This is a genomic window from Paenisporosarcina sp. TG20, assembly GCF_000286315.1.
Taxonomy (GTDB): domain Bacteria; phylum Bacillota; class Bacilli; order Bacillales_A; family Planococcaceae; genus Paenisporosarcina.
This window is the reverse complement of sequence record NZ_ALJG01000350.1, coordinates 1-26973: the sequence shown is the minus strand read 5'-3', so window position 1 is coordinate 26973 and position 26973 is coordinate 1. Positions and strand designations below refer to the sequence as shown.

Below are 26973 nucleotides of genomic sequence, written 5' to 3'. Positions count from 1 at the left end.
TCCGCCTTTCTATCCCCCTTAAGGGTCCCAGGAGGCGCTTCTAGGTAGGCATAACCGCTACTTATTATAAGGTTTAGCTAGTTTAAAACTTATGTTTTCTTAATTCTGAAAAAATCCACACCCATTGTACAGGGAGTGGATTGTTATTCATATTAATTTATTGATATAATTTTAACGTCCATTTCGCCAGCTGGAGTTTGTACTTTTACTTGTTCGCCCACTGAACGGCCAAGTATGCTTTTAGCGATAGGTGAATCATTTGAAATTAAGCCTTCCATAGGGTCAGCTTCTGCAGAACCAACGATTGTATATGTTTCTTCCTCGCCATCAGGAAGTTCGAAAAAGGATACCCTTTTCCCAAGAGATACCTTATCGTTATTTTTCTCATCTTCAATTATGACAGCATTGCGAATCATGGATTCTAATGTTGAAATCCGTCCTTCGACAAAGGCTTGTTCTTCTTTTGCAGAATCATACTCTGAGTTCTCTGATAAGTCTCCGAAGCTTCGTGCAACTTTTATATGCTCCACTACTTCTTTACGCTTTACTGTTTTTAAAAATTCTAATTCATCCGATAATTTCTTTTTCCCAACAGCGGTCATTGGGTATTGTTTCTCGTTTGACAATGTCTTTCACTCCTTCAAATACTTGCTGAATCCTAAAGATTCTATGCTTCGTACAGATTTAATATGCAGTATAGTATTTAGATAATTTGGCAGTCTTTCACAATCATATTACACAATGGTGTCAGATTCAAGAATTGTTTTAATTTTCGTAACCATTAAATCAATTGCAACTTGATTTTGTCCACCTTCTGGAATGATAACATCTGCATAACGTTTAGTCGGTTCAATAAATTGATTATGCATTGGACGAACAACCGATAAATATTGTTCGACAACAGATTCTATTGAACGACCACGATCATTAATGTCCCTTAATATCCGTCGAATGATACGTAAATCAGAATCCGTGTCGACAAATAACTTAATGTCCATTAAATTGCGTAAGTTCTCATCTTCTAGCACCAATATTCCTTCTAAGATGATTACATCTTTAGGCTCAATCAGAATCATCTCTGACGAACGAGTATGTAGAGAATAATCATAAACAGGCTTCTCAATTGAATTACGTTTAAGAAGTTGATGAAGATGTTCAATTAATAAATCATTATCAAACGCTAATGGATGATCATAGTTTGTAGCTAGACGCTCTTCAAATTCCAAGTGACTTTGATCTTTATAATAAAAATCTTGTTCAATTACTACAACTGATTTTTCTTTATACACGTCATAAATAGCTTTAGTAACACTCGTTTTCCCAGATCCCGAGCCACCAGCAATACCAATAACAATTGGGCGCTTAAATCTCATCGTACAAGCTCCTTTCTCATCATGTTATGTGGAAATACCGGAATGTCGGATTTAAAACGCACGATTTGCAATGGATGCCGTGCGACATCAAGTTCATTGCCTTTTTCATCCCATAGTTTTTTAACAGTCATACGGAAGTTTACAATATCGGGGCCAAAAAATTCCACTTCTTGACCTGATTTAAAGATATTTCGTTGTTGAAGTGTAACCATTTTTGTTTCTTGATCGTAATCCAATACGAGACCTATAAAGTCCATTTTTGTTTTCCGACCATGAACACCATACATTTGTTCTTTAAAGGTTGGTTCTCCATTAAAGAAAGCACTAGCAGCATCTCTGTTAGCACACTTCTCTAGTTCCTCTAACCATTCATGTTTGATTATAAAATTTTCTGGATCTTCACAATATGCATCAATTACTTTCCTGTAGACACTCACTACTGTTGCTACGTAGTGAATAGACTTCATTCTACCTTCTATTTTCAATGAGTCAATCCCTAATTCAATCATGCGAGGAATGGATTCAATTAATTTCAAGTCTTTTGGACTCATTGCAAATGGCGAGTCCCCATCACTAAATAATGGAATTTCTTCTTCATCATTCACTTTATATAAATCATAATCCCAACGACAAGACTGACAACATCCACCACGATTCGAGTCCCGAGCAGTCATATGATTCGATAATGTGCATCGACCACTATAGGCAATACACATCGCTCCATGAACAAAAGATTCAATTTCTATGTCAACTTTCTCTTTCATTTCTTGGATTTCGTCGCCACTCGTTTCACGTGCTAGTACAACGCGATGTAACCCCTCATCTTTCCAGTATTGCACAGCTTTCCAGTTAGAAAGTGATTGTTGAGTACTTAAATGAATTTCTAGTTTAGGCGCTTCTATACGACACGTTTCAATAATCAATGGGTCTGCCACGATTATCCCCTTCACACCAGCAGTTTCAATATTCTTTAAGTATTCTGCTAAACCATCCATATTTTCGTTATGAGCAAAAATATTTGTTGTAACATATATCTTTGCCCCGTAGTTATTAGCAAACTCAACCGCTTCATGCATTTCATCCATTGAGAAGTTTCCGGCATTCGAACGTAATCCGAATTCTCGACCACCAATAAAAACAGCGTCAGCTCCATAATGAATGGCAATTTTTAATTTTTCTAAATCTCCTGCAGGTGCGAGAAGTTCTGGCTTTTTAATTATGACTCGTTTACCATCAATGATTTTGCTAATTTGGTCATGTTTAAGCAATGCCATGTAATTTCCTCCTTCCTCAATACACAGTTTCTTTAAAGAAAAAGCCGGTATCGAGTGGACGAAGTTCCGGTTGCATTTCTTCTATTTCCAGTAGTAATTTACTTTTTATCGATTCGTATTTCGATGGTGAATCCATATACGCATCAATCCCTTGACGATAGAGGTTTGTTACTTTAGTCACATAAGTTGGTTCTTGTAAAACTCCATCAATTTTAAACGAATCAATACCCGCTTCCATCAGATCACTAAGCTCATCTATCATGCACATATCATTTGGACTAAATATATGTGTACCGTTGAGGTCCTCATAAATTGGATATTTATTAAAGCGTTCTTTGTCGTGTAAAAACATGTTTTTATTTTTTGTGCGATTCTCGACTTCCATTGCTTTATCTTGATATAAAAAGTAATTGCCTAGCAGTGATCGTTTTGATTGGAACATACATGTCATTCCATGTACTTGTATTTCAATAGCAACTTCAGCGTTCTCTTTAATTTCAATGACTTCATCCATGCTTAATTCTCGCGCTAAGACAGCACGATTAGCTCCGCGTCTGCCCCAATAGTTCGCAGTGAACCAGTTTGTGGCAGTCATTTCTGTATTCCAATGAAGCGGAATCTCAATTCCTGCTTCCCGTTTAACCATTATGACAGCTGGGTCCCCAAAAGTGACTCCATCAACTCCAAGAGACGCCAATCTTTCCATGTAAGGCCTTAATGATTCAACCCGATCATTATGATAAAGGGCGTTCATTGCTACATATATCTTCTTATTAGCAGCGTGTGCAAGCGCGACTGACTCTTCAATATCTTCAATTGAAAACTCACCTGCTAGACGCAGACCAAATTGTTGTTCTCCAACCAAAAAGGCATCTGCACCCGCTTCAATTAACTGTTCTAAGTGAGATATTGAATGCGGAGTTACTAGTAATTCTGGTTTTCTAATGGGATTCACCTCTTTATACTAATTGTAATCCCATCACCTATAGGGAGGAACGTTGTTTCATATTCATCATGACTCATTAGCCACTTTGTAAACTGTTGCAAATTTCTTACCATCGTTCTTTTTCTTCTTGGAACATCTTGAGCATCCATTTCTGTAAAACCATGCATGAGCATATTATCACAATAAATAACACCACCGCTAGGAACGAGTGGTGAATACTTGTCAAAAAATCGTTGATATTGACCTTTTGCAGCATCTATAAATAATGCATCATAATGTTGATGAGTAAACGTAGTAAAATCAATCTCTAATGCATCGCCATGTACTATTTGAATACGGTCTGACATTTCAGCTTGTTCCAAGTAGTTTGCTGCTAAAAGGACTCTCGCATCGTCTCTCTCAATAGTTGTTACCATGGATTCAGGTAAAGTAAACGCCATTCGAATTGCTGAATAACCGATAGCAGAACCAATTTCCAGAATCGATTTAGGTTGTTGCAAACGAAGAAACTGTAAAAGCGCTTCAATACCAACTATCCCCATAATAGGGATGTGCTGCTCCATTGCAAACTTTTCCATGTTCGATAGAAATTCTGATCTACTTTTGATATGTGAAGTAATGTAGGATTGTGAAGAATTCATTTCCAAATTAACTCCTTTAATGCACAAAAATTTCACCCAATTTTATCATAAATAAAGAAGGAAAGCGATTTACTACCCTTCTTTTTTAAAAAGTAGGCTCTGTTATAGTTCAATGTTGATATTAGGCTAAGAAAAACCGAGCACAGTATGCCCGGCCCTTTTAAGAAGGGTAACCATAGAATCCCGTTTATTTCCGTTACGGTGGACGCTTTTCGCGGGCATGGTTTCAGTCTCCTCGTCACTGCGTTCCTCCGGGGCCTTCAACTCATGCTCTTCCCGCAGAAGTCGCCACCTGCACTTCAATCAACTAGTGTGTATTTATCCATCATTGCAACGTATTCTATTTTTAGTAACAATTATTTGAATCGTGAGGCATCCAAAGCCTATTTCTAAAAAGAGAAATACTTGCTCAAAATACCAGAATTTCAGTGTTCATGATGCAAACCACTGCATTTTTCTATTATTTAAAGTACCAGTGACTTTCTGCACTCCCTTCTTTTTACGTTGTATTTTCTTTTATGATCAATTAGAAAACATTTACTTGATTGATGCGGAAGGCGGCGCCTGCCCGCCCCGTGGATAGCGTCCGCCTGGAGCGAAAATCAATGGTATCATACTAGAACCTACTCCTTACAATACCGAGAATACTGTATTCATGGCTCACTAAAGTCATATACTTTCTTATTTTGTAAGAAAAACCGGGCACAGTATGCCCGGTCCTTTAAGCAAGAACATAGTATTAACTAGTCGCGCACCCCTTCCCTTCAATCATTCACCTGGTTATAAAACAACAGTGATGACAATATGTTTTAAAAATAGAAGTACTAACACATAAACTAATCGAATTACTAAACAAGAATCTATCACTGAATAAAATTCACTTTCACTGGAAATTCAAGATGAAACGTGTGTTTTTAAAAAGGAGATCACATCTTGATATTAATAAAAATACCATGAACACTGACACTGGGTTCTTAGCACTCTAAATTCATATACTTTCTTGTTAAAAAATAGAACTCCCAATAAATTGGAGGTTCTATTTCGAATTATTATCTTATTAAACTAACGCCCCTTATTTAGGGGTAAATTAATTTCAGCGTTTATCCCTAAAGAAGTTAGTATATTCTTCTCTGTTGCTCAACTCTACTAAAAACGGATATGAGAGCAAAACTATAACGACTAAAACAGGAAATAAGCTAAGTAAGATAGCATCTGGAATGTCAAAGAAAATTTGAATCAGAAGTGGTAATAAAACGATAGGAGTTAAAAAACCAATTTTCATTTTTGATTTTTGTGTTTGATATTGTTCTTCCTCACAAAAAGGGCAAGTCATCGAAGGATTCAATGTTGTGGTTTTTTTAATCGTTTGTTTCCAACTCCACTTATTGTTGCAGTTCACGCAAGTAGTCATTTTCATCACTCCTTGTTCCGTAATATGCATTGCTAGTTGATCGTGAATTTAGATAGCCTGAGTGTAACATATGTTTCGGTATTTTGTATTAGATTCCCTTTAATAATCAAGTCTTCCAAAAGTGATTTCATTTCTCTGGAGCTGAATACATTCTAATACTTGAAACCAAATAAGGTAATTGTCCAATTATTTGGTTTCAAACCCATTAAATTGTTATATCCATCCTTTATAGTCTGCATAGAATTTGTTGACGTTCTGGAAGTGATAAGGTCCCATTGTGCGGACATTTCGATCAGACTTGGGAATGGGTAGATTAACAAAAAATACTTGTTATCATAATTCATATGGTTCTTGAATATAAAGATAGCGTAAACTGTCATCTTTTGCTCGACGAATGTACGGCTAAGATCGATGAAAAACGCTCATTTCAACCTACAATGGATTATTTCACTTGATTAAGACAACTTTTTGTTCTGATTGGGGCAACTTCTGCCATGTTTGGGGCAACTTCTGTTTCGATTGAGGCAACTTTCCCTTTGATTGGGGCAACTTTTGATCTTATTGGGGCAACTAACCAGTTATTTCCTAATTCCAGTAAGACCATTCATTAAAAGAAACATCAAAATCTTTGACTAATTTTTCATCAAAGGGTTAATTACAGAAGACCAGTTAGCTAGACTTTAAAATCAACAAAAAAACGAACTTGCATAAGCAAAGCTGATATAACTTAACTAGTTCTCCATTTTCGTTTTAACTCTAGCCTACTCTATTACAGTAAAAGGCTATACAAGTAGTGTAAATCACAAATTAAAAATTATTGATATCTTCCCATATGGAAATTAATTGCATGGCTCTAGCCCCCTGCAAACGCTGAATTATAGATATCTTTAAGAATCTACCAACACTTAAGATATAAGAAATGGCCGAAATAATATTTTTTTCATCTCTAGTAGACCGTAGCCACAATTGACACTTCAATTGTGGCTACGTCTGATCGCATGGGGGTTAGTGAATCAAATAGTGATTCGCACCTAGTTCATACTCTATGGTAGCTATGGACATACAACCGGCTGCACGGTGCATAGACGGAAAAAAGCGGAGTGATCAAATGACATAGTCATTAAATCACTCCGCTCTTATCTGTTAGGGGTTACACTAATGCAACTCGAGATCCGTATCATTCAGTTGATAAATATTAATTTCAAATGACACAATCAAGTGATACGTTTTTAAAATTAAACTAAGTTTATCATTTAAGACTAGCGTAAATATTTTTCAATGTTTGCCAAGTGTTCCTCGTAAGTTACGGAGAAATAGTTAGTTCCTGTTTCGTCTGCTAAGAAGAAAAAGTTATCTGACTCAGGAGCATTTAAAACTGCTTCAATCGACACCATTCCTGGATTTGAAATAGGTCCAGGTGGCAACCCTTGTACTTTATAGGTGTTATATGGATGATCTACTTCTAAATCACTATATAAAACACGATCTTTATGTTCTCCGAGTGCATAAAGAACGGTTGGATCGGTTTGCAATGGCATGGGTTCTGCTAATCGGTTTTTGAATACACTTGCAATCATTTCACGATCAGTCTCTGCCGTCGCTTCTTCTTCAAGAAGTGAAGCAAATGTTAATAACCAATGCACTGACTTCTCTTGTTCGGCAAGAACCTCCGTATATGGTGTGATATTTTTGGTTGTGGCACTTAACATTTCATTAATAATTGATTCCAAAGAAGGGTTTTCTTCATAAAAGGAATAGGTTGCCGGATAGAGATAACCTTCTAACGCATGACGCAAGTTTTCACCTTTAATCTCTTCAGTTAAAAGTGTAGGATATCTATCTATCATTTGATTGATAAACTCTGGATTAGTTATAAGATCCATAAATTCTTTTGCACTATGAGACGTTTTTTCTTCCACTCGGATAGATATTTCTTCAAGTGTACGACCTTCAGGTATGTTCATTGAAAAAACTGGTTCGCGATATACTTTGCCTGTCTTCAAACTTTCTATTAACTCATCTAGAGTCATAGATTTGGTTAACTTATAATTTCCAGCTTGAAATTCTGACTCATTATTAAACTTCGCGTAATATTTGAAGATACGAGCATCTTGTATAACACCGTTCTTTTCCAACAACGCGGCGATCGAAGTTAGATTCGTACCAATTGGAATCTCTACTGCAATAACTTTTTCTGAATTGGTATCTACCGGTAATAATGCGTTCTTCACATAAGTATACCCACTGTAACCGGCGATTCCTCCACCGATAAATACAAGAAGTATAATTACAAAAACTATTCGTCTAACAATTTTTACTTCATTTTTCTTTTCTTTCATTCGATTAAACATTATGTCTTTTTTTGTTTCCTTCACGGGTTACCCCCCTCTATCTGACATTTATTATACAAGATTATCAACCAAAAGAAAAAGGCAGAATGATTTTTCATCATTCTGCCTTATTTTAATCAGTAATTATTTGACTTCTTCTTCCTCATCTTCATCTTCATCTTCATCTTCTTCATCTAAGAAAGTGTTTAGCATTTCTTCGATGACATCCCATTCTGCTTCCGATTCAATCGGCGTTAACTCGCCATCTTTTCCGTCTTCGGAAGGTGTAAAAGCAGAAGCATGAATTTCGATTTCTTCGTTTTCATCTTCTTCAGCAGCTAACGGATAGTATAATACATAAGATTTATTGAATTCTTCTGATTCAAATGTAAACAATACTTCACATAATTGCTCGTCCCCATTATCATCAACAATAGTAATGTTTTGTTGTCCATGTTCCATATAAAATCACCTCTTAATAGATTGACTATCGAGATAGCCTTGTAAAATAAAAACTGCTGCCATTTTGTCGATGACCTGTTTCCGCTTCTTCCTACTTACGTCCGCACTAATAAGCATTTTTTCAGCCGCAGCCGTCGTTAATCGCTCATCCCATAGAAATACCGGGTTTTCAAATGTACTACGTAGCAGTTCAGCGTAGCGCTCTGATGCTTGTGCTCGTGGCCCAATCGAATTATTCATATTTTTGGGATACCCAACAACAAATGAAGAAACTTCATGCAATTTCTTTAATTCATTAATTCGTTCTAAACCAAATTTTTCATTTGCTTCATCGATTTTAATGGTTTCAATCCCCTGGGCTGTCCAACCGAAAGCATCACTTATTGCAACGCCAACGGTTTTCGAACCTACATCTAACCCCATTACTCTCATACTTACGCCTCGTTATTCTTCTTGATGTAAAACTTTACAAGTTCTTCTAAGATTTCATCACGCTCTAGCTTACGGATTAAGTTTCGTGCATCCTGATGGCGAGGGATATATGCCGGATCACCCGAAAGTAAGTAGCCGACAATTTGATTGATTGGGTTGTACCCTTTCTCTTCAAGCGCCGAATGAACATGAAGCATTACTTGCTTCACTTCTTGTTCCATAGACTCCTCCGGAAAATTAAACTTCATTGTCTTATCAAATGAACTCATGATCAGCAACCTCGCTTTCCGAGTAAAAAAAATGTCTTGTGTAAGCATATTTATGATACTCCATCAGTATAACTGATTTCAACTTTTAATTAAACGGATTCGACATAATCATACACGGATTGTAGTGCACCCTCAAGTTTCGATGAATTTTTCGCTCCAGCCATAGCCATATCCGGACGACCACCACCCTTGCCATCACACTGTTCAGCTACATGTTTAACAATGTTTCCTGCATGATATTTACCACCAACTAAATCATTGGTCACACCAGCTATTAACATCACTTTATCTCCTTCAACAGCACCCAAAACAATCACAGCTTGGTTCATTTTCGTTTTTAAATCATCCATCATTTGACGAAGTTGATTATTATCTTTCGCTTGAACACGTGCAGATAAAACCATAACTCCATCAAGTTGTTTTGCCTTCTCTAAAATTGAAGATGCCTGGTTATTTGCCATTTTTGCAGATAACGAATCATTCTCACGTTGAACTTGGCGAAGTTCTTGTTGTAAACCTTGAACACGAGCGACCAAATCTTTAGAATTAGTTTTTAATATTGATGCCGCATCTTCTAGTATGTGTTCATCATCTTTTATTGATTCATATGCAGACTTTCCTGTAATAGCTTCAATTCGTCGAGTACCTGCACCAATACCATTTTCATTTAAAAGTTTAAAAAACCCAATTTGTGATGTGCTACTAACGTGACATCCACCACAAAGTTCTAGTGAATAGCGTCCTATCGATACAACACGAACAATATCCCCGTATTTTTCACCAAATAGTGCCATGGCACCCATTTGTTTTGCATCGTCAATTCCGTGATATCCCGTTAATACTTGAATGTCGTCCCATATTTTTTCGTTAACTATTCTTTCAATCTTTATAAGCTCTTCTTTTGTCACTTGACCAAAATGGGAGAAATCAAATCGTAATCTGTCTGGTCCAACATAAGAACCTGCTTGATTCACGTGAGTCCCTAATACTTCTTTTAGCGCTTGATGTAATAAATGTGTTGCTGTGTGATTCTTAATTGTTGATTTACGTTGAACTTGATCTACTGTTGCTGTCACATCTGCACCGGTCGTTAATTCACCAGATACAATAGTAACACTATGAAGATTTTGACCATTTGGAGCTTTTTGAACATCTTTTACAAGCCCCTTAAATAAGTCATTCTCAATAGATCCAAGGTCTGCAATCTGTCCACCACTTTCTGAGTAGAAAGGTGTCTGGTCTAAGACAACTTTAACATTATCTCCTTCTTGAGCCATGTCAACTCGCTCACCATCTCTTACGATAACAAGCACTTTAGCATTACTTGCAACTGTATCGTAGCCAATAAATTGACTTTCTTCTTTAATATTCCCTAAAACCTCAGACTGTATTTGCATGGAGTCAACATCTTTTCGAGCTGAACGTGCGCGTGTTCGTTGAGCCTCAAGAGAAACTTTAAAGCCTGCTAGATCGACTGTCATTCCTACTTCTTCAGCGTATTCTTGAGTTAACTCAACAGGGAAACCGAACGTATCATATAAACGGAATGCATCACTACCGGGAATGATTGTTAAACCAACTGCTTGTTGTGTTGAAATAACGGTTGATAGAATAGCTAGACCGTCTTGTAACGTCTCATGGAAACGTTCTTCTTCATTTTTAATAACACGCATAATAAATTCTTTTTTGTCTGATACTTCAGGATAAAAATCATTCATTATTTCTCCGATTATTGGTACTAATGTAAACATAAATGGACGATCAATTCCTAAATTTTTACCGTATCGTACCGCACGGCGCAGTAATCGACGTAATACATAACCACGTCCTTCATTTGAAGGAAGTGCACCGTCTCCAATAGCAAACGCAACTGTACGCGTGTGATCGGCAATTACTTTAAATGAAAGATCGGTCATTTCATCTTGGCCATACGTTTTACCTGAAACTTCTTCCGTTTTGTGAATGATTGGTATAAATAAATCAGTATCAAAGTTTGTTGGGACGTTTTGAGCCACACATGCCATACGTTCAAGACCCATGCCAGTGTCAATATTTTGTTTTGGAAGCAGTGTGTACGTATTATCTGGGTTATGGTTAAACTGTGAGAAAACCAAGTTCCAAATCTCTAGATAACGATCATTTTCTCCACCTGGATACATTTCAGGATCTGTTAAGTCGTTCCCATAACTTTCTCCTCGGTCGTAGAAAATTTCCGAGTTTGGACCACTAGGACCTTCTCCAATATCCCAAAAATTGCCTTCTAAACGAATAATGCGTTCCTCAGGAATCCCTATTTCATTTAGCCAAATTAAATAAGCTTCTTCATCTTCTGGATGAACTGTAATTGATAATAAATCAGGATCAAACCCCATCCATTTCTTATCCGTTAGAAATTCCCAAGCCCAATGAATAGCTTCTTTTTTGAAATACTCACCAATTGAGAAATTGCCTAACATTTCAAAGAAAGTATGGTGACGAGCTGTTTTCCCTACATTTTCAATGTCATTTGTTCGGATTGATTTTTGAGCATTGGTAATTCTCGGATTATCAGGTATTACTCGTCCATCAAAATATTTTTTTAATGTTGCAACTCCACTATTAATCCATAGTAATGAGTTATCGTTAATTGGTACAAGTGGAGCACTCGGTTCTACTGCATGTCCCTTTTCAATAAAAAAATCTAAATACATTCGACGAATTTCTGCTGCTGTTTTCATCTTTAATTCCTCCCTAAAATAGAAAAAGCCCTTGTCCCTAAAAAAGGGACGAAGGCTTTAATTCGCGGTACCACCCTAGTTACAGCAAACGTTCTTGCTGTCTCTCGATTATGCCTTAACGCGGCTTACGGCAAGTGATTAGCTGCACTCAGGAGTAGCTTTCCATTAACAAACTTGAAGGTTCTTTCAGCCAAGGAACCTTTTTCTTAAACAAGCTTTACAAATGTACTCTCTCCATCAACGTTTTCATTCATTTGTTTTAAAGTATAAAAAATAATTTCGAATGTGTCAATTTACTTCTTCAAAAAAATCGTAAGGGGTTGTTCCATTCATTCCAATTAAGGGATGAATCATTGTATGATTAGTTGCATTTAATGAAACTTCCTGTCCATCTTCATTTTCGTCGTCTAGTTCACTAATTGGTTCTGTAACAAGATTATTCTCTTCACTTAATCGTTCTTTTAAAGATGTTAATCTTGCTAAATCATCAGTGCGTTCAATTCCGAATTTAAAAACATTAGCATCTCCACATAGGATTAAGAAGTTTTTTGCTCGAGTAATTCCAGTATACAATAAATTACGACGCAGCATTTTCATGTAACTACGAACGACAGGCATAATTACAATAGGAAATTCGCTACCTTGAGATTTATGAATTGAACAACAATAGGCAAGCGTTAATTGGTTGAGGTCTTTACGCTGATAGGTTACTTCAATCCCTTCAAATGAAACAATCAACATATCCTGTTTTTCAATATTTTCATTTGCTCTAGAGATGCTAATTACTTCACCCATATCACCATTATAAACATGGCTTTCAGGTTGATTTACCAGCTGTAACACTTTATCTCCAATGCGATAAATTGTTTCTCCAAACACTAATTCTTTACGTTTCTTTGTATCATTCGGATTAACCATTTGTTGAATCATTTTATTAAGTGCATCAATTCCTGCTGGACCTTTATACATTGGCGCGAGTACTTGTAACTCTTTAATGGTATGGCCTTTTGCCATTGCACTTTTAATTACTTGCTCAACAACTTTCGGTATTTGGTCTGGTCCTGCTTGTATAAAAGAACGGTCAGATGTTTTATCGGTTAGATTGGACGGGTATTGTCCTTTCTTCATCTGATGGGCTAGTTCAATAATAGATGAACCAGCAGATTGTCGATATATATCGGTTAACTCCACTGTTGGGATCCGTTTAGAAGCAAGTAAGTCTTTTAATACTTGCCCCGGTCCAACAGGTGGTAGTTGATCTTGGTCACCTACAAAGATAACTTGCGCACCTAAGGGAATTGCTTTTAATAGTTGATGAGCTAACCATGTATCCACCATTGACATTTCATCAATAATAATCAGCTGTCCTTGAATATCTCTTTCCGATTCTTCTTCTTTAGTATGACCTGTGAAACCAAGCAAGCGGTGAATGGTCATAGATGGAAGACCAGTTGATTCATTTAAACGTTTTGCTGCCCTACCAGTAGGCGCTGCTAAGATAATGGGAAAGGGTTCTTGTTTTTTTGCATACTCTTTAGGGTCGAGCGTCAAGCCATGTAACTCGGCGTATACTTCAACAAGGCCTCGAACTACTGTTGTTTTCCCCGTACCTGGGCCACCAGTTAGTAACATAACGGATGCATTCATTCCAAGTTCAATCGCGGCAATTTGTGTTTGTGCATACGTTACACCAAGTCGATCTTCTGCTTCCCCGAGTGCCTTTCGAATTTCTGAAGTTGGAAAACCAGTTCTTTCTTCTTGTTCAGCTATCAGTGTTTCTAACTTAGATGCAATTCCAACTTCTGAAAAATAAAGTGAAGGCAAGTAGAATCGAGACATTTCACCGGCTAACTTTCCTTCCTCTACCATTTCCATACAAGCTGTTGAAATGGCATCAAAAGGTATTTCCTCAAATTGGCTAGACTCTAGTAGTTGTTTGACGTCAGGTAATATTTGTTCTGCATGTAAGTATACATGACCTTCACTGAGAGAGGCTGAATTCAATAAATGAAAGATAGCTGCTTTTATTCGATCTGGATGTTTTCCGGTCAAACCTAGTTTTGAGCCTAGTTCATCTGCACGATGAAATCCGATACCTTCAATATCTTCAATTAGACGAAATGGATTTTTCATTACTACTTCAATGGTCTCATCTTGATAAGTTTGGTAAATTCGCATAGCTAGTTGAGGACCGAAACCCCATCCATTTAATTGAATCATTACACGCTCTAATCCAAGGTTTTGCTCTAATACTAAACGAATTGTATCTTTTTTTTCTTTCGCAAGCTTAGGCACTACGTCTAATGCTTCAGGGTCATCCAATATGAGTCGTATCGCATCTTTCCCGAGCTTATTCACAATGGTTTCTGCCGTTTTACGTCCAATTCCATGGAATAGATCACTCGACAAGTAATGGATGATGCCTTGTTCGGTTTCAGGAACATCTTTTGCAAACGTTTCAACTTGAAACTGAGTTCCGTACTTTGGATGTTGTTTAATTTGACCTGTAAATCGATACACTTCTTCATTTGTTAAAGGAGGAAAATAGCCTGATACGATAATCTCGCTATCTTCATAGGTAGTATTTGTTTCGTTGACTTTAAGTTTTACAATGGAGAATAAGTTTGTGGAGTTATGAAATATAGTGACGACAGGTTTGCCTAAAATAAACATCGCTTCTTCTTGAAATAAATCGATTTGATTTGACAAAGCTGTCGCCCCTTAATTAGTTATTTTCGTAATGCAACCATATCGTACACATAACGCGCTTGATCAAATTTAGGTTCTAGAGTGTAAGCTTGTTTCAAATGGTACAGAGCGTCATCTATACGGTCTGTAGACACTGCATACAATACACCTAAGTTATAGTGTGCATCGACATTGTTTAAGTCTTCATGAACGACATATTGAAATTCAGGTTCGGCTTCTTTAAACATTTCTAAAGCTGCTAACCCAATGCCATAAGATAAACGAATTTGAACATCCGTTGGCTCTAGTTCCGCTGCACGCTGTAAATAGGGAAGTGCAAGTTTAGGTTGCTCTAAACGTTCAAAACATTTCCCTAACATAAAGACAGCATCTGCACCTTGTATGTTGAAATGAATTGCCTTTTCATAAAGTTTTGCTGCTTCTTCATATCTCTCTTGTTCATAATATAAATTTGCTAAACCATAAAATGCTGTTGCCGCTTTATCATCAAGTGTAATAGCTTTTTGAAAAAATCGTTCAGCACGTTCTGTTTCATTCATACGTGCTAATAAATTACCGAAGTTAATATAACCTAATGGATTATTTGGTTCTTCTTCAATCGCTTTATTAAAATGGACTACTGCCTGTTCATAGTTTTTGTTTTGAATCGCTGCAATACCAAGCTCAAGTTCTTTCATCGTCCCACTCCTCGTCCATTAGCCAACATAAGTTAATCTTTTACCGTTTTTCATCACTTTATCAATAGTTCCGCCACCTAAACACACATCACCGTCATATAAAACAACAGCTTGCCCAGGTGTGATTGCCCGAACAGGTTCGGCAAATGTCACAATGGCTCCGTTTGAAGCAGTTAATTCAACTTTAACTTTTATATCTTCTTGACGATATCTAAATTTCGCAGTACAAGAAAACACTGTTTCTTTAGGTTCATTTGTTGTAAAGCTCATATTAACAGCAGTTAATTGGTCTGAAAATAAGGCTTCGTGGTGAATATTTTGACCCACAAGCAATTTATTTTCTTCAAGGTTTTTACCTAAAACAAACCACGGGTCTCCCGCTCCACCAATCCCTAAACCTTGGCGTTGACCAATTGTATAATACATTAGTCCGTCATGGCTCCCCATAAATTCACCATCCATAGTGACCATGTCACCTGGTTGTGCCGGTAAGTATTGACTTAAAAACTCTTTAAAATTGCGTTCCCCTATAAAACAAATCCCAGTGGAATCTTTTTTTGTTGCCGTAGCAAGCTCTGCTTTAGTTGCAATTTCACGAACATATTTCTTTTCGAGATGCCCGATTGGAAACATGACTTTTGATAGTTGGTCTTGGGACAATTGATTTAAGAAATACGTTTGATCCTTGTTGTTATCTAGTCCACGGAGAAGTTGTGTTTGTCCGTCTACTTCTTTGACTTGAGCGTAATGGCCCGTTGCTAGATAATCTGCACCTAAACTAATCGCATGCTCTAAGAATGCTTTAAACTTAATTTCCTTGTTACACATCACATCTGGGTTAGGTGTTCTGCCTGCTTTATATTCTTCTAAAAAGTAAGTAAATACTTTATCCCAATACTGTTTTTCAAAATTCACAGCATAGTAAGGAATACCGATTTCGTTACATACTTTAATAACATCATCATAGTCTTCAGTTGCTGTGCATACACCGAATTCATCGGTATCGTCCCAGTTCTTCATAAATATTCCGATTACATCATAGCCTTGTTGTTTTAATAAATAAGCGGCAACTGACGAATCTACGCCACCTGACATGCCAACAACAACACGCGTATTTGCAGGGCTTTTAGGTTGTTGCATGAATTTCACCTTTTCTATATTTATTTCACAAGCCTTTGTAAGACTGTAGTTGTTTTTATTGCTGCTTCTCTTACATCTTCTAAAGTCGTACCATAGCCGAAGCTAAAACGAACCGAATTAAGAAGCTCATCTGAGTCTTCACCATACATGGCTACTAATACATGAGAGGGATTGATGGAACCGGCTGTACAAGCAGACCCACTAGACACTGAAATACCTTCTAAGTCTAGATTAATGAGAAACGATTCTACATTGGTTCCTTTGAAACTGACATTTAAAATATGAGGAAGCATGTGTGTGTCCTGTTGATTTCCATTAATGTGAAAGTCTATATTAGCTTCTTCCCATATTGAAGTCATAGTTTCTTTAAATTGTTGATAAATTTTATGGTTCTCGACCATATTTTTTTGTGTAATACACACTGCTTCTGCAAATGCTAAAGTACCCGGAACATTTTCAGTACCAGCACGTCGTTTACGTTCTTGTTGTCCACCCAAGAATTGAGGTGACAAATTCACACCTTTTCTTTGATACAGATAGCCAATTCCTTTTGGGCCATTGATTTTATGTGACGACACAGATAAAAGATCCACCTGTAATTGTTCAACTGAAATAGACATTTTCCCATATGCTTGAACTGCATCTGTATGGAAGGTTGCCGGATGATCTACTAATAATTCACCAATTTCTTTAATTGGTTGAATCGTTCCCACTTCGTTATTTCCGAGCATGATGGTTACCAAAACTGTATCATCACGCAGTGCCAATTTAAAATCTTCAATCGATATACGACCTTCTATATTTACAGGCAAATAAGTTACATCATACCCTTCACTTTCAAGCTTTTCACATGCAGTTAATACAGCATGGTGCTCAATTTGGGAAGTGATAATATGTGACCCTTCATTCTTTTTAGCGAAAGCTGTACCGAAAATCGCTAAATTATCAGCTTCGGTTCCACCACTAGTCAAAATGATGTCTTGTGCATTAGCACCTATGCTTTTTGCTAAATGATCACGCGCTTGGTCTAACTGCTTTCGCGCATCGCGTCCTGTTGCATGGATGCTAGATGGATTGCCGTATATATGTTCCATCGATTCAACCATTTTGGTAATGACCAGTGGATGTATTGGGGAAGTTGCTGCATGGTCTAAATATATTCTGCTCATGTCGTACTCCTTTTTAGAAGTTGTTCAAAAAGTTTGCTTAATTTGGTTAAGCTTGTACTACTTTTATCATTAGAAATAGTACATGAGTGCAAACTCGGCTTCATTTCTTAGCTTATAGCTTGCTTATCCGTTCCACCTGTAAACATTCATACGCAAACCAAATTGGTCCCTCTGATATAACATCAGAATTCCTTAAACAGCTTTTTTTATGCATTTATATAGAAACAGACTTAAATGTAGTACATATAACCGTCATCAGACGATAATTCATTATATTTGGCTAAATCCTCAATTGTCGTATTATCTAACACAGACTTTACTGCATCTCGAATTCGCAACCACAACTCTCGTTGAGGAGCTGGTTCGTCTTCAATTCCTTCAACGGGTTGAATCGGTCCCTCTAACACCCGAATAACATCCCCTGCAGAAATTAAATTAGGAGCTTTTGAAAGCATATAGCCACCGTAGGCTCCTCTAACGCTTTTAATAAGTCCTGAATTACGCAGTGGTGAAACTAATTGTTCCAAGTAAGCCTCTGATAAATCATGCTCAGACGCTATTTTACGAAGTGGTACAGGACCCTCTCCATATTCTTTCGCTAATGCAATCATAATAGTTAATCCATAACGACCTTTTGTAGAAATTTTCACATTATTCACCTCGAAGAATCCAATAAATTCATGTCTAGTATAGCACATTTCCAACCATTCACCTGTGAAATGACTTTTTACATTACAACAAGTATACTAGAGAACAAATGTACTAATTTAGGAGGTGCTCATGGTGCGAAACGAACCACTTGCATATCGGATGAGACCGAAAAAATTAAATGAAATCGCAGGTCAGCAAGACATAATTGGAGAACACACACCTTTATATAAAATGATTGCTAATGGGCATGTCCCATCCATGTTGTTATACGGTGAACCCGGGATTGGAAAAACATCGATAGCCTTTGCTATTGCTGGCACTAGTAATCTACCTTTTATTCCACTTAACGCTACACGCTCTGGAAAGAAAGATATAGAGGACGTAGTAAACGAATCTCGTATAACTGGAAAAGTCTTATTATTTTTAGATGAAATCCACCGTTTTAATAAACTTCAACAAGATACTTTGCTACCCCATGTAGAAAGTGGAGCGATCGTATTAATTGGAGCGACAACTGAAAATCCTTTTCATGATGTGAACCCTGCTATTCGTTCTCGTTGTGGTGAAATTAAACAACTTAAACGTTTAAATGCTGACGATTTATTTATGCTTATACAACGCGCGTTGACGGATGAAGAACGTGGACTTGGCTTACAAAAGATTGTTATCACCAAAGAACAACAAATGAAAATTGCTGAATCGGCAAATGGCGATGCACGAAAAGCCTTAACACTTCTTGAATCTGTCGTCTCGGCATCGGATGAAGAAGACGGTGTGACAACTATTGATGATGCATTGCTTCAAAATTTGGTCGATCGTATTGGGGTCTTTGGTGATAAAAAAGGTTCTCATTTCTACAACCTATTGTCAGCTTTGCAAAAATCCGTTCGTGGAAGTGACGTTAATGCTGCCATGTATTACTTGGCCCATTTACTAGAAAATGGTGATTTAGTTGCTGTTTCTAGACGGTTACTTGTGATGGCATACGAAGACATTGGCTTAGCCAATCCTTCTGTTGGTGCGCATGTGCTCGCTAGTATTCAAGCCGCAGAACGGCTAGGACTACCAGAGGCACGTATTCCTCTAGCAAGTGCCGTTGTAGAGATGTGTTTATCAGAGAAATCAAACTCTGCTTACAAAGCTCTTGACGCAGCTATAGCTTCAATTCATGCTGGAAAAGTTGGTGATATCCCTAGTCATTTAAAAGATACCCATTACGAGGGTGCTGCGGCGCTAGGACACGGCGGATATGTATACCCACACAACACGCCCATTGGATCATTCGGTGGATGGGTTAATCAAACTTACTTACCCGATAACCTAGTTAACTCGAAGTTCTATACTCCTGTTCTTGCTGGGGAAGAAAAGAAACTGGCAGGTATTTATCAAAAAATAGAATCATTTAAGAAGTCCTGAGTTGCTGGCGAGTGACTCAGGATTTTTTTGTATAAGAAAGCGGGAGTAATTGGTTAGTTTAATAACGAAATACCTTACAGTTCGCAACCTCGCAATGAAGATTCGATTCAACAAAGTTAAGCCAAAGTACAAAACATAATTAGTCAGCCCTACGCATACGCGAAAGGCTGCGTTTTTTGTGAAAGAAATCGCGAATGATTAGGAGATAATTGGTTAGTTGCAACGAAAACGAGAAAGTTGCAACGAAATTGCAATAGTTGCAACCAAATCCCGAAAGTTGCAACCAAACTAAGAAAGTTGCAACGAAATACTTTTTAGTCCGCAATCTCACGATGAAGATTAAATACAGAAAACACATGGTACTTGTAATTGTTAAGTCAAAGTTAAAACATAATTAGGCAGCCCGACGCATACGCGAAGGGCTGCGTTTTTTGTGAAAGAAATCGTGTAGGAATTAGGAGGTAATTGGTTAGTTGCAACGAAAACGAGAAAGTTGCAACGAAATTGCAATAGTTGCAACCAGATCCAGAAAGTTGCAACGAAATCGAGAAAGTTGCAACCAAATTGCAATAGTTGCAACCAAATCCCGAAAGTTGCAACGAATCTAAGAAAGTTGCAACGAATCTAAGAAAGTTGCAACGAAATACTTTTTAGTCCGCAATCTCACGATGAAGATTCGATTAAACAAAGTTAAGTCGAATCATAAAACATAATTAGGCAGCCCTACGCATACGCGAAGGGCTGCGTTTTTTGTGAAAGAAATCGTGTAGAATTAGGAGATAATTGGTTAGTTGCAACGAAATCTAGAAAGTTGCAACCAAATTTCAATAGTTGCAACCAAATACCGAAAGTTGCAACCAATCCTAGAAAGTTGCAACGAAATACTTTGTTGGACAAAAAGTTGCCCGAATCGCGGTTCTTCTTGCAACAAATCGTTATTCAAAACAGTAATACTTCTAAAAAAAGCATCTTCAAAATAACCCATTAGCAGTACTCGTCCACTTTTGATGAGTTGCCCCCTCTTTAAGATTGATTAATCGGCTATTTTCATCATTTTTGCCCAAGTCTATTTCTATCCTCCATGTAGTTGTCAAACCCAATAAAAAAAGCCGACCACTAGTCAAATTTCTTCAACTCTTAGGGTCAGCCTATTTTTTTATGAACGTAATCGTTTTACTGGAATTTCTCTTGTAATATCATTGATTACCCAGCTTGCTGCGACTAATCCAGCCACTGATGGGACAAAGGCGTTTGATGATGGTGGCATTTTTGCTTTTCGAATTTCAGCATTTGGATTCCCAACTGTTTCTACTATATCTGGTCTAACAACTATTGGGCTTTCATCTGAAAAAACAACTGGAATTCCTTTATAAATACCTTCTTTACGTAGTTTTTTACGAATTATTTTTGCTAAAGGGTCCGTATGTGTTTTTGAAATATCTGCAATTTGGAACTTTGTTGGATCTGTTTTATTTGCAGCACCCATACTTGAGATAATTTTCACGTTTCGGGCTATGCACTCTTTCATTAAATGAACTTTGTAGATGATTGTATCCGAAGCATCAATCACGTAATCCAAGTTGTAACTAAAAAATTCTTCAAATGTTTCTTCTGTATAAAACATGTGTAAATCATATACTTCACAATTTGGGTTAATATCCAATATACGTTCTTTCATGATTTCAGATTTAGAACGTCCAACGGTTGACGTATAGGCCACGAGTTGACGATTGATATTCGTGATATCTACATTGTCTTTATCGACAAGAATAATTTTTCCAACGCCACTTCTTGCACATGCCTCCGCTGCAAATGACCCGACGCCTCCAATACCTAAAATGGCGACAGTTGTACTTCTTAGAAGGTCTACCCCTTCTGTTCCAACGGCTAATTCATTTCTTGAAAACTGATGTAACATGATATGTCCTCACAATCTATAGTGGGTTTAATTTATCCTCAATAAAAAACCCTCTAGCTTAAATTAAGCTAGAAGGATTATACATAATTTATGACGAATCCCAATCGTGCCGTCATTTTAACGCGTATCGTTTTGAACCCGCTCACAGCAGGTGGGTATCCACTTTATAACTTTAAAAGTCCCCTGGGGGCATGTTTGCCATTATAAAAGAAGGATTCCCGACGATATAATTGTTCGGTCAAAGCGATTGGCAATTAACGAACACATCAGGATTCGTGTTACCTGTATTTTATCATATCCAATTTTGAAATACAATACTCTTAGTTTAAAGAATTTTCATTTTTCTGAAGACTTATTTTTAACGATAATTCTTTCAACTGTTCCTCTGAAACTGGACTAGGTGCCTTAGTTAATATATCACTTGCACTCGCCGTTTTTGGAAAAGCAATCGTATCACGTAGATTATTCCGACCAGCTAATAACATCACTATTCGGTCTAGTCCTAATGCAATTCCACCATGGGGAGGTGTTCCATATTCAAAAGACTCAAGCAAAAAACCAAATTGAGCAGTTGCATCTTCTTTAGAGAATCCAAGGATACTAAACATTTTTTCTTGTATATCTCGTGTATATATTCGTAATGATCCACCGCCAAGCTCGTATCCATTTAACACTAAGTCATATGCTTGAGCTCGTACTTTTTCTGGGTTAGTATCCATTAAATCGATGTCTTCAACAAAAGGCATTGTGAATGGATGATGAGCTGCATAGTAGCGACCTTCTTGTTCGTCATATTCAAATAATGGCCAGTCAATCACCCATAAAAAAGCAAATTTACTTTCATCAATTAGACCTAGTTCTTTACCTAACTTGGTTCTAAGTGCACCTAGTGAATCAGCGACAACTGATTTTTTATCAGCAACAAATAACAATAAGTCTCCTACTTCAGCTTTAAGTGTTTTGGCTAAATCCACTCCAATTTCACCTTCAAAGAATTTTGCAATTGGACCTTTCAATCCTTGTGGATCTACTTTTAACCAAGCTAGACCTTTTGCGCCATGACGTCCAACAAATTCTCCTAATGCATCGATGTCTTTTCTCGAATAATTCTCAGCTGCACCTTTGACGTTGATAGCTTTTACTTGACCACCACCTGCTACTGCTCCTGCAAATACTTTGAATGAAGATTGTTCAACAAGTGAAGAGACATCTTGTAGCTCTAATCCGAATCGAACATCCGGTTTATCAGAACCGAAGCGATCCATAGCTTCTGTGTATTTCATACGTTGAAATGGTGTTTCAATATCCATCCCTTTGACATCTTTCATCATTTTTTTCATCATACGTTCATTCATTTCTAGAATTTCTTCCATAGACATGAAGCTCATTTCCATATCTATTTGAGTGAATTCAGGTTGACGGTCAGCACGTAAATCTTCATCGCGGAAACAACGAGCAATTTGGTAGTACTTTTCAAATCCAGAGACCATCAACATTTGTTTAAATAATTGAGGAGATTGTGGTAAAGCATAGAATTCTCCATCATGAACACGACTTGGTACTAAATAATCACGTGCTCCTTCTGGTGTAGATTTCGTTAATATCGGTGTTTCAACCTCAATGAAAGTTTCCTCATCTAAGAAACGACGAATTGATTTTGTTACCTCTGAACGCATTTTAAATATGTCATACATAACCGGACGTCGAAGATCCAAATAGCGGTACTTTAATCGTAGGTCTTCATTGACGTCAGATTCGTTTTCAATTGCAAATGGGGGGTTTTTAGCTTCATTAATAATCACCACATGCGTTACTTGGACTTCAATCTTTCCCGTTTTCATTTTCACATTCACTCGGTCTTCTTGACGGGGTACTACTTCACCGTGTACTTCAATCACAAACTCATTACGAAGTTTATCGGCAATCGTCAACGCTTCTTTAGATATTTCAGGATTGAAAATAATCTGTACTATACCAGAACGGTCACGTAGATCGACAAATATTAATCCGCCAAGATCACGTCTTTTTTGTACCCATCCTTTTAATACTACTTGTTGTCCAATTGCTGATTCAGCTACTTCACCACATGGATATGTCCGTTTTGTCATGCTAATTCCTCCATTGCTCTAGATGCGATTTCAGTAAAATCTTCTATAATTTTTTCGAATGTTAAATCTTGTTGCTTTCCATTTGCTAAGTATTTTAATGAAACGATACCGCTTTCCAGCTCATTGTCTCCAATGACAACTGAAAATTTAGCATTTAAACGATCGGCTGATTTCATTTGAGCCTTAACTTTACGATCCAAAAAATCCATTTCAGCTGTAATATTATTTTGACGTAGTAGTGACACGAACGATACGGCTTTATCTTTAGCTGCTTCACCCATTGCCACTACATATACATCTAGTGAATCAGTGGTCTCTATTATTTCTCCTTCAGCTTCCAATGCTAACAACAATCTTTCTATACTCATTGCAAAGCCAATTCCACCTGGTACTTCTGGACCGCCTAAATCTTCAACCAAGCCATTATAACGGCCCCCACCAGCAAGTGTCGAAATCGCACCAAACCCTTTGCCTTCACTCATAATCTCAAAAGCTGTGTGATTGTAATAATCTAGACCACGCACTAAATTAGGGTCGACTTCATATTTAATATTTAAAATATCTAAATAATGCTTAACTTTTTTAAAGTATGCAGCTGATTCGGCGTTTAAAAAATCCGGTAGTTTTGGAGCTTTTGCCATTAACTCATTTTCCCTATCAACTTTACAGTCAAGAATACGAAGAGGATTCTTAAGCAGGCGATTTTGACAATCAGAGCAAAATTGACTAATTGCTGGTGAGAAGTGATCGATTAATGCATTACGGTGAGCTATTCTACTCTCAGTATCACCAAGAGAATTAATCACTAATTTAATCTTTTTCAACCCAGCTTTTTTATAAACATTCATTGCTAAGGCAATAATTTCCGCATCGATGCTTGGATCGTTACTTCCTATAGCCTCTACTCCAAACTGGAAGAATTGACGGAAACGACCTGCTTGTTGTCGCTCATATCTGAACATCGGTCCCATATAATATAATTTCACAGGTTGATTGGGCAAACCAAATAATTTATTTTCGACATATGAACGTACTACTGATGCGGTTCCTTCAGGTCTCAGTGTTAGAGAACGGTCACCTCTATCAGTAAATGTGTACATTTCTTTTTGCACAATATCCGTTGTATCTCCAACGCCACGAGTGAATAGCTCAGTATGTTCAAAGATAGGAGTTCGAATTTCTTTGTATTGAAATAAACGACATGTATCACGTATCAGTTCTTCAATTGCATGCCACTTTTCTGTTTCACCTGGTAGTATATCTTTCGTTCCCCTTGGTATATTAATGATCATTTTAACGTCTCCTTTATTAAAGTAGTGATATCCAAAAATCCCATTGTTCTTACTTATAAATGCAAAAAAGCTCTCGCCTCTTGCGTAAATACGCAAGGGACGAGAGCTTTTTTATAAGCTTCCGCGGTTCCACCCTAGTTGACACAAAAATATTGTGCCCTCTCAAATCCGGATAACGGCCGGTTCCGTTTTTACCTACTACACCTTTGTAAGTGTTTCGACAAAAAGCCTATCAAGTGTTGTTCACTGAATGCTTCTGTAGGAAAGATTTCAGCCAAGTCTTTCCCTCTCTTAACAGTGTTCTAAACAGCTACTTTCTTGGTCATGGGCACTTTAATGTTTTTGATTTCACTTTATCATAATGACTCCACCCAGAGATGTCAATCTTTTTTCAGAAAGCTATAGTTTTTCCTATCAACTCTCTTTACAATGAATGAAGGGAGTGATTTTATGGGAATTCGAAAAAATATACAAATCTTCTTATCATTTATTCTATTATTAACACTTATCCTTCCTTCATCTTCTCAAGCAAATGGAGATAATGTACAATCGTCAGTTTCGAACCTTAATATGCGATCTGGACCTGGACTAGCCTATCCAATCATCGCTTCATTGCAAAAGGGCGATCAAATGCTTGTACTTGAACAACAAGGCGAATGGTTTAAGGTTAGGCACGGTGTGTCTGAAGGGTGGGTTGCCTCCTGGTACACTACACCAATTGGTGAAACGAAAAAAACTACAGAGCAACGCATCGTTTCTAAGGTAGATCGATTGAATGTTCGCTCTCAACCTACACTAGATGCCGCTGTGCTTACACAACTGTCTGCAGGAGATCAAGCGACGTTGATAGCTGATCACGGCAATTGGGTCGAGATATTAATAAACCAAATAAAAGGGTTTGTAGCTAAAGAATACATTACCATTCAAACGACCGACTCAAAATCTGTGAAACCGAAAAGAACAGATTCCGATCATTTTGAAGTTTCTGTTGATAAGTTAAATGTTCGTGCTAAACCTGATTTAACTGCCAAAATAGTTGCCACAGTAAGCAAAGACCAGCGTTTTAAAATCATTGAAAAGCAACATAACTGGATCAAAATCCAGCTTGAAGAAGAGAAAATTGGTTGGGTATATTCATTTTATGGGACTCTAACTGCTGCCCCTAAAGCCCCGAGTGATAAAACGGAGAAAACAAAAGACAACAAAGCACTAGAAACTCAAACACTATTCATTGTTTATAACGGTACAAACTTACGCTCTGCACCTTCCACATCTAGTGAAGTAGTATACCGTGCAAACGCTGGCGAATCGTTCGAGACGGTTGGTCAAAGCGGAGATTGGTATGAAGTTCAAACACCAGATGGATCAAAAGGTTTTATAGCAAACTGGGTTGTGTCTACAAATGAATCTAAAAAAGAACTTCAACAACAACAAACTGGGGACAGAAAAAAAGGAACTTTAAATGGACTAACAATTGTTATAGACCCAGGACATGGGGGTAATGATAATGGAACGACTGGAGCTCGTGGCACCGATGAAAAAGGAATTACACTTCGAACATCAGTATTGCTAGCTAGTAAACTTCAAGCAGCAGGTGCACAAGTCGTAATGACACGGGACACCGACGTTTATGTCGATTTAATTAAACGTGTTGCAGTTAGTCATCAATTTGCTGCCGATGCTTTTATAAGTGTTCATTATGATTCAACGGATAGTAGTGCTATAAATGGTTTTACTACCTATTACACCCATGGGTATCAAAAGGAACTGGCATTGAGTGTTAACAAATCTCTCGGAAATAAAATTACCTTACGTGATCGAGGCGCACAACCAGGAAACTATTTTGTATTACGTGAGAATCGTCAAAATGCTATTCTGATAGAACTCGGTTTCTTAAGTAACCCTTCTGAAGAACGGGCAGTTACAACTGAGAAGTTTAGAGAACAAGCCTCATTAGGTGTTTATAATGGCATCATAAACTATTTTGATGATCAGCTTAAAAAGTAATTTGATAGAAATAGAAAAAGGGTGTTCCAAA

The 26973-nt window shown here is 37.3% G+C and carries 22 protein-coding genes, 1 other RNA gene, 1 pseudogene and 2 other annotated features; of the genes and pseudogenes, 3 read left to right on the top strand and 21 right to left on the bottom strand.

Annotated features, from left to right (window positions below; genetic code table 11):
- Positions 1 to 152: 152 nt before the first annotated feature.
- The 17 genes and pseudogenes from greA to cymR form a co-directional block, all read right to left on the bottom strand.
- Positions 153 to 626, bottom strand: coding sequence for a transcription elongation factor GreA (greA, locus tag B371_RS0117055; protein ID WP_019415527.1), 474 nt, complete (start codon positions 624 to 626; stop codon positions 153 to 155).
- A gap of 108 nt (positions 627 to 734) precedes the next feature.
- Positions 735 to 1373 carry a uridine kinase gene (udk, locus tag B371_RS0117050; RefSeq protein WP_019415526.1) on the bottom strand — a complete coding sequence of 213 codons (639 nt, stop codon included), beginning with the start codon at positions 1371 to 1373 and terminating at the stop codon, positions 735 to 737.
- Entirely contained in the window at positions 1370 to 2647 is a 1278-nt protein-coding gene (locus B371_RS0117045; protein ID WP_019415525.1) for a U32 family peptidase, read from the bottom strand. The genes udk and B371_RS0117045 overlap by 4 nt, the downstream gene beginning before the upstream one ends.
- A 16-nt stretch (positions 2648 to 2663) precedes the next feature.
- On the bottom strand, positions 2664 to 3593 hold the full coding sequence (locus tag B371_RS0117040) for a peptidase U32 family protein (protein ID WP_026023111.1): 930 nt from the start codon (positions 3591 to 3593) through the stop codon (positions 2664 to 2666).
- 5 nt (positions 3594 to 3598) lie between these two features.
- Positions 3599 to 4234, bottom strand: coding sequence for an O-methyltransferase (locus B371_RS0117035; RefSeq protein WP_019415523.1), 636 nt, complete (start codon positions 4232 to 4234; stop codon positions 3599 to 3601).
- A 1093-nt stretch (positions 4235 to 5327) separates the two neighbouring features.
- A complete protein-coding gene (locus B371_RS0117025; protein WP_019415521.1) occupies positions 5328 to 5645 on the bottom strand; it encodes a TIGR04104 family putative zinc finger protein in 318 nt (105 codons plus the stop codon).
- Between the two features lie 32 nt (positions 5646 to 5677).
- Positions 5678 to 5945, bottom strand: a pseudogene (locus B371_RS24155) (IS1595 family transposase); the annotation flags it as partial.
- Between the two features lie 959 nt (positions 5946 to 6904).
- Entirely contained in the window at positions 6905 to 7996 is a 1092-nt protein-coding gene (mltG, locus tag B371_RS0117015) for an endolytic transglycosylase MltG (protein WP_040681311.1), read from the bottom strand.
- Positions 7997 to 8119: 123 nt separating this feature from the next.
- Positions 8120 to 8437 (bottom strand): DUF1292 domain-containing protein, encoded by a 318-nt coding sequence (locus B371_RS0117010; RefSeq protein ID WP_019415518.1) that lies wholly within the window; start codon positions 8435 to 8437, stop codon positions 8120 to 8122.
- A gap of 6 nt (positions 8438 to 8443) precedes the next feature.
- Complete coding sequence (gene ruvX / locus B371_RS0117005; protein WP_019415517.1) at positions 8444 to 8869, bottom strand: Holliday junction resolvase RuvX; 426 nt, start codon at positions 8867 to 8869, stop codon at positions 8444 to 8446.
- 2 nt (positions 8870 to 8871) lie between these two features.
- Positions 8872 to 9138 (bottom strand): IreB family regulatory phosphoprotein, encoded by a 267-nt coding sequence (locus B371_RS0117000; protein WP_016426845.1) that lies wholly within the window; start codon positions 9136 to 9138, stop codon positions 8872 to 8874.
- 89 nt (positions 9139 to 9227) lie between these two features.
- On the bottom strand, positions 9228 to 11855 hold the full coding sequence (gene alaS / locus B371_RS0116995; protein ID WP_019415515.1) for an alanine--tRNA ligase: 2628 nt from the start codon (positions 11853 to 11855) through the stop codon (positions 9228 to 9230).
- Between the two features lie 41 nt (positions 11856 to 11896).
- Positions 11897 to 12105 (bottom strand) — a binding site (T-box leader).
- A gap of 38 nt (positions 12106 to 12143) precedes the next feature.
- Positions 12144 to 14564 (bottom strand): ATP-dependent RecD-like DNA helicase, encoded by a 2421-nt coding sequence (locus tag B371_RS0116990; RefSeq protein ID WP_019415514.1) that lies wholly within the window; start codon positions 14562 to 14564, stop codon positions 12144 to 12146.
- Positions 14565 to 14584: 20 nt separating this feature from the next.
- On the bottom strand, positions 14585 to 15241 hold the full coding sequence (locus B371_RS0116985; protein WP_019415513.1) for a lipopolysaccharide assembly protein LapB: 657 nt from the start codon (positions 15239 to 15241) through the stop codon (positions 14585 to 14587).
- 18 nt (positions 15242 to 15259) lie between these two features.
- Positions 15260 to 16381 carry a tRNA 2-thiouridine(34) synthase MnmA gene (mnmA, locus tag B371_RS0116980; RefSeq protein ID WP_019415512.1) on the bottom strand — a complete coding sequence of 374 codons (1122 nt, stop codon included), beginning with the start codon at positions 16379 to 16381 and terminating at the stop codon, positions 15260 to 15262.
- A gap of 20 nt (positions 16382 to 16401) precedes the next feature.
- A complete protein-coding gene (locus tag B371_RS0116975) occupies positions 16402 to 17550 on the bottom strand; it encodes a cysteine desulfurase family protein (protein WP_019415511.1) in 1149 nt (382 codons plus the stop codon).
- 230 nt (positions 17551 to 17780) lie between these two features.
- Positions 17781 to 18200 carry a cysteine metabolism transcriptional regulator CymR gene (gene cymR / locus B371_RS0116970; protein WP_026023110.1) on the bottom strand — a complete coding sequence of 140 codons (420 nt, stop codon included), beginning with the start codon at positions 18198 to 18200 and terminating at the stop codon, positions 17781 to 17783.
- A 133-nt stretch (positions 18201 to 18333) separates the two neighbouring features.
- On the opposite strand from cymR, the gene B371_RS0116965 reads away from it, so the two are divergent.
- The gene (locus B371_RS0116965) at positions 18334 to 19617 is read left to right on the top strand and encodes a replication-associated recombination protein A (RefSeq protein ID WP_026023109.1); all 1284 of its coding nucleotides are present in this window, start codon (positions 18334 to 18336) and stop codon (positions 19615 to 19617) included.
- 473 nt (positions 19618 to 20090) lie between these two features.
- Positions 20091 to 20225 carry a hypothetical protein gene (locus B371_RS24310; protein ID WP_255348674.1) on the top strand — a complete coding sequence of 45 codons (135 nt, stop codon included), beginning with the start codon at positions 20091 to 20093 and terminating at the stop codon, positions 20223 to 20225.
- Positions 20226 to 20773: 548 nt separating this feature from the next.
- Here the strand turns inward: B371_RS24310 and B371_RS0116950 are convergent.
- The 4 genes from B371_RS0116950 to hisS all read right to left on the bottom strand — a co-directional run bounded on the left by B371_RS0116950 (position 20774) and on the right by hisS (position 24935).
- The gene (locus B371_RS0116950) at positions 20774 to 21535 is read right to left on the bottom strand and encodes a ThiF family adenylyltransferase (protein WP_019415506.1); all 762 of its coding nucleotides are present in this window, start codon (positions 21533 to 21535) and stop codon (positions 20774 to 20776) included.
- Between the two features lie 93 nt (positions 21536 to 21628).
- Positions 21629 to 21811: non-coding RNA, 6S RNA (gene ssrS / locus B371_RS23060), on the bottom strand.
- Positions 21812 to 21855: 44 nt separating this feature from the next.
- Positions 21856 to 23643, bottom strand: a complete 1788-nt coding sequence (gene aspS / locus B371_RS0116945; protein WP_019415505.1) for an aspartate--tRNA ligase — start codon at positions 23641 to 23643, stop codon at positions 21856 to 21858.
- Positions 23640 to 24935, bottom strand: coding sequence for a histidine--tRNA ligase (gene hisS, locus B371_RS0116940; protein WP_019415504.1), 1296 nt, complete (start codon positions 24933 to 24935; stop codon positions 23640 to 23642). Before hisS ends, aspS begins: the two co-directional genes overlap by 4 nt.
- Positions 24936 to 25027: 92 nt before the next feature.
- Positions 25028 to 25270 (bottom strand) — a binding site (T-box leader).
- Positions 25271 to 25385: 115 nt separating this feature from the next.
- Between hisS and B371_RS0116935 the strand changes: the two genes are divergently transcribed.
- Complete coding sequence (locus B371_RS0116935; RefSeq protein ID WP_019415503.1) at positions 25386 to 26942, top strand: SH3 domain-containing protein; 1557 nt, start codon at positions 25386 to 25388, stop codon at positions 26940 to 26942.
- Positions 26943 to 26973 lie beyond the last annotated feature (31 nt).